Here is a 5,959-nt window from a genome sequence, read left to right as displayed (position 1 = left end):
AACATAAAGAGTCATTGGGGGGACGCTCGATATAAAAAGAAGAATTCAGAGGCACCACACCTCTGGGCAATTCCATCTCTGTAGGTAATTCCAGCTCCACCTCTGGCAAATCCTCAAGCTCAACCTATCGTAATCGCTCCCTGATCACAGAACGAATGTTATTTTTTGTGATCTTCTCTCCAAAAACCTCTGAGAGGATATGCCACAACCGGGAGCCAACCACCCGAATGTAATCGGCGTCGTAACCGGAACCGTCAGCAATCTCTTGATAAGTTTGTCCTGACCAACATTGGCGGAGCACCAGTTCTTGAACAGCATTTAAGCGTTCGGGTTTGATGACCGTATCTACCATCGCCAATGCTTCTTCAACACTCATTACTTTTTATTATGTAATTGATTAGAATTATTTATTACTTTTTCTCACAGACAAAGCCACATTGCCGATTTACCTTAAGGATAGGGATCGCAAATCGTCCTTTAGGGTTAACGCCAAGCCAGCGATCAATAAGCGATCGCTGGCTACCTACTTCAAGGGGGATCAGCTTCCCTAGTAAACCAGGCTTACGCAATTAAGCCATCTAAAAACTACCTATACGGGTTAAAGGGTAACAGTTAAAACTACCTCGTAATTGTGGGCATCCAAGAATAGGGCATGGGATTTACCCCTACTCCATGCTCTATTTTGTTTTCCCTGGTTAACTAATGGTTAACTAAGAGGTTCCATCACTGATCCATGGTAGTGCTCCACGGTGGCTAGGGTTGTATTGAAGTTTGGTTTTCGACAGTTGACCGTTGCTTGTTTATCGTCCACATTCAGTCCACATTCAACAGTCCCACCTCTGATTTAAACGGTATAACCGCAACTTAGGATGATGCCAAACAGCGTTATTGATTTGCTGAGTAAAACCATCAGGAAGGATGTTCATCGTTAACAACCATTAACAGAATTGAGCTTAAAGAATATGGCAAAACGTTTACTATACCACAGCTTTTGCCTTCCGGGTTTCCTTTTTGGCTCAATTATCAATGAGTAACTCAATTGAGCTAATTCAGGGTGATAGAGAAAATAGGTGTTCGCTAGAAGTAACAATGATCAGCAAGATCAGCAACCTGTAGAAAGGTTTCAGGATTCTACCTTTAATGACCTCCTGATTCCCTGGCTCAACCCAGATAGTTTTAGGAGACGGTTGAGGCAAGTAATCCAAAGGTCAAAGTGGTATAAGGGTTATCGATTCGCCGTCTTATTGGTGAGTTTGGAACGTTTCAAAGTCATTCAGTTTAGTATGGGACGACAAGTGGGAGCAAAATTGCTAAAGGCTTTTGATTCTCGCTTGACTTATGCCCTGAATTCTACCATTAACTATACCATTAACTATACCGTTAACTATACCGTTAACTATACAGTGGCGCGGTGGTCCGAAGATGAATTAGCGGTCTTGCTCGAAGACATTAACAACGATGTCAGTGAAGCTAGCTTGGTAGCAGAACAGATTTGCGCTAGCCTGCGGACGCCTTTTTCGATTGATGACCATGAGATCTTTTTGAGTGCCAATATTGGCATTGCTAGCAATGACAGGAATGATTACCAAGCCTCTGCTCTTCTTGACAACGCCAGTCTAGCTCTTTATCGAGCCAAAATGGACAGTAACACGGGCTATCAGCTGTTTACCCCTGCCATGCGCACCCGGAGTGTAGAGCGGTTGCAGTTAGAAGATAGTTTGCGCTTGGGTATTAAGCGCGAAGAATTGCGGCTTTATTACCAGCCAATTGTGTCTCTTGAAACCCATAAACTGGCTGGCTTTGAGGCACTGGTGCGCTGGGAGCATCCCGAACGGGGACTGCTGTTGCCAGCAGAATTCATTCCAGTGGCAGAAGAAACAGAGCTGATTGTGCCACTGGGTTGGTGGGTACTACGGGAGGCTTGCCAACAAATGTGCCAGTGGCAACAACAGTTTCCCCACTATCGGGATTTAACCATCAGTGTTAACATCTCCAGCTTACAATTATCCCAACCGGATCTAATCGGAAAAATCGACACAATTTTGTGGGATTCTGGTCTCGATGCCAAGAGTTTGAAACTAGAGATCACAGAAAGTGTACTGCTTGAAACCAATGCAGTGGTTCTGTTGGAGAAACTCAAACAGCGACAGATTCAGTTGTGCATTGATGATTTTGGGACTGGCTATTCTGCCTTCAGTTACTTGCCAAATTTGCCCATAGATATATTAAAAATTGACCGCTCTTTTGTCAAAGGCATGAGTGATGATCACAAACATGAGAAAATTTTGCGGTCGATGGTGAAGTTGGCAAACGACCTCGGTATACATGTAGTGGCAGAGGGAGTGGAAACCGAAAAGCAACTGGGACAGCTTTGTGATTGGCGTTGTCAATATGGACAGGGGTATTGGTTTTCTAAGCCTTTAAATCCCGAAGCTACTGAAGCCTGGTTAGAGGGTTTAAGTGTGGGGAGATGGAGAAATGGGGAGATAGGGAGATAGGGAGATGGGGAGATGGGGAGATGGGGAGATAGGGAGATGAAATTGATGGGTAGTGGTAATTTCCAGAATTGGTATAGCGTTGATCATACTTATGAGGTACATTCAATTTTATTCCCCCTGCTCCCTGCTCCCTACTCCCTACTCCCTACTCCCGAATGATTCCCAACGCCGAACGATACTGGCTCACAAATGCCTATGTACCATTTTGTCTACTGGAAAACAGCAACGTTTGCGTCCGCAACGAGCAGGGTTTGTGCTTAGTTGATATTGAAATTAATCAGGGAGCCATTGCCGCAATCGTGCCAAAGGCAATTGTTCCCAAAGGCCAGCAAAAGGCTAAGCTCGAAAAGGAGCGCTACGGGAATGCAAACAGTAGTGTTGAAGCTAGCACAGATACCAGTAATATACCTAGTCACATCCCCAGTATAGATCTCAGGCAAGGACAAGTATGGCCGTGTTTTCTTGATATACACACCCATCTGGATAAAGGTCATATTTGGGAACGGTCTCCCAACCCTGATGGGACCTTTAATAGTGCCTGTATCACCGGAGATGCTGATGCCGAAACCTATTGGCAAGGGTCAGATTTATATCGGCGCATGGAATTTGGACTTAAATGTAGCTATGCTCATGGTACTAAAGCTATCCGCACCCACATTGACTGGGTTGGAGAACAAAGTGCGATTAGCCTAGGCGTTTTCCAAACCCTCCAGAAGGAATGGCAAGACAGAGTTACCCTACAAGCGGTGTCTCTAGTTACTCTAGATTACTATCAAACTCCCGCTGCCATTACCTTAGCCGACAAAATTGCTGAAATCGGAGGCATACTTGGGGGAGTAGCCTATAGCAACCAAGACCTGGATGCTCAACTCGATACTGTTTTCTCTTTAGCTAAGGAGAGAAACCTCAACCTAGATTTCCATGCTGATGAAAACGGTAATCCCGATTCCCATTGTTTACGACAGATTGCCCAAGCTGCGATTCGTCATCAGTTTACCGGAAAAATTCTTTGTGGTCACTGTTGCAGTTTGGCCGTGCAACCTTTAGAGGAGGTTGCGGAAACTCTCAAGTTGGTCAAAGCAGCAGGAATTGCTATTGTTAGCTTACCCATGTGCAATCTTTATCTACAAGATCGACAGGCTAACGTTACACCATCTTGGCGGGGAGTTACCAGGCTCCATGAAATTAAACAACAGGGTATTCCGGTAACATTAGCTAGTGATAATTGTCGAGACCCCTTTTATGGATTTGGGGACCATGATGTATTAGAAGTGTTTACCCAAGCGGTACGGATTGCCCATTTAGATATGCCCATCGGTGATTGGCCTTGTGCCGTAACCAAGACAGCCGCTGATTTAATGGATTTACCCGAGATGGGTAGGATTGGGGTGGGACTCCCGGCAGATTTGATTTTGTTTAAGGGACGCCATTTCAGTGAACTTTTGTCCCGTCCCCAACATGACCGAATTATCTTGCGCCAGGGTAAGTCAATTGATACTACGTTGCCGGATTATTCTGAGTTGGATGATTTATAGGGTAGGGAGCAGGGAGCAGGGAGCAGGGAGCAGGGAGCAGGGAGCAGGCAAGAGGCAAGAGGCAAGAGGCAAGAGGCAAGAGGAACCCACCCCTAACCCCTCCCAGGAGGGGAAGGCAAGAGGCAAGAGGCAAGAGGGCAAAAATAATGTGTACCTCATATATATGATACCAAATTCGGTTATTATAGGTTACTTACCTAAATCATCAAATCAAGTCTAGGCAAAGACTTTGATTGTTTTTAATATAATCTTATTAAACCGGATTTATAGCGTTTTTCCTAGCTATGAGGTACACATACTTTTTGCCTCTTCCCTCTTCTGACTTCCCACTTCCGACTTTCCTATTCTCTGCTCCCGTCTTGATGCAGTCGCTCATGGGGGAAACCACGGCAGTCGCTCATGGGGGAGACCCCCAAGACCGCGCTGCCTCCCCAAGACCGCGCTGCATCGCTGCTCCCTGCTCCCTGCTCCCTAAAAACCATAAATTTTTACCTCACAAGTCGTAGAATTGCTATATACCAGTTTTCAATAATTCCTTAGCCCATATGCGATTATTTTCCGAAAAAGCTGGTACTGGATCTTGGTCATAATCGAGTTGGTAATCATAACCACCTCGTTCATAAACACTATTAATTATACCTTGTAAATCCACTATCGGCTCAGAATCTTCTGGACGTAATGGTAAGGAAAAAGTTGGTAGTTGCTCTGGGAGATTACAAGTATACAACTCGGCTCGTGGGCGACGCTCTTCTCGACTAACTAAAACCCGATAATCGCTTTCAATAGTGTTATCTAAGAGTGGCATTAGTTTCCAGCCTCTGAGCAAATCGATCTCCACTAAATTGGTCAAGCTTCCTAACACCCGTTGGCGTTTTTTTAGGTAAGTTTCTCTCCCTTCACCAGAGCGCTTATTGACTGGAGATAAAACTTCGATAGCCGTTACCACAGCACCAGTAGTCATATCTCTTACTTCCAAATACCCTTGCTTGATTTCTTCAGGCATAGGAACGATTACTGTCACTGGTTTTGTGGTTGGTGGCGCAACAGCAACCTTAGAGCTGGGAGAATCTTCAGTATTTGGTTGACGTTTAACATTAACATCAGGAATCCTAACTAATAAGACGTCATCTTGGTTAGTTTGATTAACCTGATAAATGCGCTTTGCAATAGCTACTTTATACTTCGGACGTACCTGAGGAATTAAACACTCAGCAATTAAACTAATCAACCAATGATGTACTTCTGGCCATAAATTAGGATGCTCTAAATACGGATCCATACCGGGAAAGATTGACGGCATCCCTTAACCTCCAATCAGGTCTGTCTTCTAGGATAGCAGAAGCTTAACCTTGGCCAAAGGCCACGCTACGCGAACAACCTTCAACCTTCAACCTTCAACCTTCAACCCCATAACCCTATAATCCATTACCAATCAAAATAAACGGTGCCCAATAAAAGGGATGGTCCAAACCGTACTCTACTTTGGTAATTAAAGCAATTTGAGCTTGTCGGAGGGCTTCCGCTTTAGTAACCTTCCCCTGTTTCAAGACCTGATAAAATTTATTCATCAAGGCTTGGGTACCCTGATCATCTACGTTCCACAGGGATGCGATCGCAGCATCCGCACCAGCATTTTGCATCAGATAACCAAAACCGAGGATTTCTTTACCATCCCCCAATTCTCCCCCTAAGCCGGTTTGACAGGCACTGAGCACTACTAAATCTACATTGGATAAATCCCATGTTTCTTCTACCTGGGTCAGGGTAACGAGACTGCCATCACCAAACAGAATAAATGAATCTTGTTTAGTTTTGTTGAACACAGCGTGGGTGGCTAGATGCACTACGGAATAGTCATTCATCTGATAAATGGTATCCCCATGAAACTGTTTATCGATGAATAGCTTAGTGTTGGGAAAGGTTTCA

Annotated in this window: 8 protein-coding genes; 4 read left to right on the top strand and 4 right to left on the bottom strand. The window is 44.7% G+C overall.

Annotated features, from left to right (window positions below; all coding sequences use genetic code 11):
• Positions 1–124 precede the first annotated feature (124 nt).
• Positions 125–376 carry a hypothetical protein gene (locus tag F6K52_RS30885; protein WP_293087935.1) on the bottom strand — a complete coding sequence of 84 codons (252 nt, stop codon included), beginning with the start codon at positions 374–376 and terminating at the stop codon, positions 125–127.
• Between the two features lie 694 nt (positions 377–1,070).
• On the opposite strand from F6K52_RS30885, the gene F6K52_RS30880 reads away from it, so the two are divergent.
• Genes F6K52_RS30880 through F6K52_RS30870 form a run of 3 tightly spaced genes read left to right on the top strand, consistent with a single transcriptional unit; the run spans position 1,071 to position 4,033 of the window.
• Positions 1,071–2,498, top strand: a complete 1,428-nt coding sequence (locus F6K52_RS30880; protein WP_293087933.1) for a bifunctional diguanylate cyclase/phosphodiesterase — start codon at positions 1,071–1,073, stop codon at positions 2,496–2,498.
• 12 nt (positions 2,499–2,510) lie between these two features.
• Positions 2,511–2,657: a hypothetical protein gene (locus F6K52_RS30875; RefSeq protein ID WP_293087930.1), complete on the top strand. Its 147-nt coding sequence runs from the start codon at positions 2,511–2,513 to the stop codon at positions 2,655–2,657.
• Positions 2,654–4,033, top strand: a complete 1,380-nt coding sequence (locus tag F6K52_RS30870) for a cytosine deaminase (RefSeq protein WP_293087928.1) — start codon at positions 2,654–2,656, stop codon at positions 4,031–4,033. The genes F6K52_RS30875 and F6K52_RS30870 overlap by 4 nt, the downstream gene beginning before the upstream one ends.
• Here the strand turns inward: F6K52_RS30870 and F6K52_RS30865 are convergent.
• The gene (locus tag F6K52_RS30865) at positions 4,028–4,192 is read right to left on the bottom strand and encodes a hypothetical protein (protein ID WP_293087926.1); all 165 of its coding nucleotides are present in this window, start codon (positions 4,190–4,192) and stop codon (positions 4,028–4,030) included. The two genes, F6K52_RS30870 and F6K52_RS30865, sit on opposite strands and share 6 nt — an antisense overlap.
• Positions 4,193–4,317: 125 nt before the next feature.
• Between F6K52_RS30865 and F6K52_RS30860 the strand changes: the two genes are divergently transcribed.
• Positions 4,318–4,539 (top strand): hypothetical protein, encoded by a 222-nt coding sequence (locus tag F6K52_RS30860; RefSeq protein WP_293087924.1) that lies wholly within the window; start codon positions 4,318–4,320, stop codon positions 4,537–4,539.
• A 5-nt stretch (positions 4,540–4,544) separates the two neighbouring features.
• On the opposite strand, the gene F6K52_RS30855 is transcribed toward F6K52_RS30860, so the two are convergent.
• Positions 4,545–5,333, bottom strand: coding sequence for a DUF4058 family protein (locus tag F6K52_RS30855; RefSeq protein WP_293087922.1), 789 nt, complete (start codon positions 5,331–5,333; stop codon positions 4,545–4,547).
• Positions 5,334–5,448: 115 nt separating this feature from the next.
• On the bottom strand, positions 5,449–5,959 hold a 511-nt coding region (locus tag F6K52_RS30850), incomplete at its 5' end, for a CHAT domain-containing protein (RefSeq protein ID WP_293087920.1).

Source organism: Moorena sp. SIO3H5 (assembly GCF_010692395.1).
Taxonomy (GTDB): domain Bacteria; phylum Cyanobacteriota; class Cyanobacteriia; order Cyanobacteriales; family Coleofasciculaceae; genus Moorena.
The sequence above is the reverse complement of the archived record's forward strand: the minus strand, read 5'-3'. Positions and strand labels throughout refer to the sequence as shown.

Bases quoted from the DNA above. Each gene is read 5' to 3' on its own strand.
- F6K52_RS30885 (WP_293087935.1), bottom strand. From the start codon at position 376: ATGAGTGTTGAAGAAGCATTGGCGATGGTAGATACGGTCATCAAACCC.
- F6K52_RS30875 (WP_293087930.1), top strand. From the start codon at position 2,511: ATGGGGAGATGGGGAGATAGGGAGATGAAATTGATGGGTAGTGGTAAT.
- F6K52_RS30870 (WP_293087928.1), top strand. From the start codon at position 2,654: ATGATTCCCAACGCCGAACGATACTGGCTCACAAATGCCTATGTACCA.
- F6K52_RS30865 (WP_293087926.1), bottom strand. From the start codon at position 4,192: ATGAGGTACACATTATTTTTGCCCTCTTGCCTCTTGCCTCTTGCCTTC.
- F6K52_RS30860 (WP_293087924.1), top strand. From the start codon at position 4,318: ATGAGGTACACATACTTTTTGCCTCTTCCCTCTTCTGACTTCCCACTT.
- F6K52_RS30855 (WP_293087922.1), bottom strand. From the start codon at position 5,333: ATGCCGTCAATCTTTCCCGGTATGGATCCGTATTTAGAGCATCCTAAT.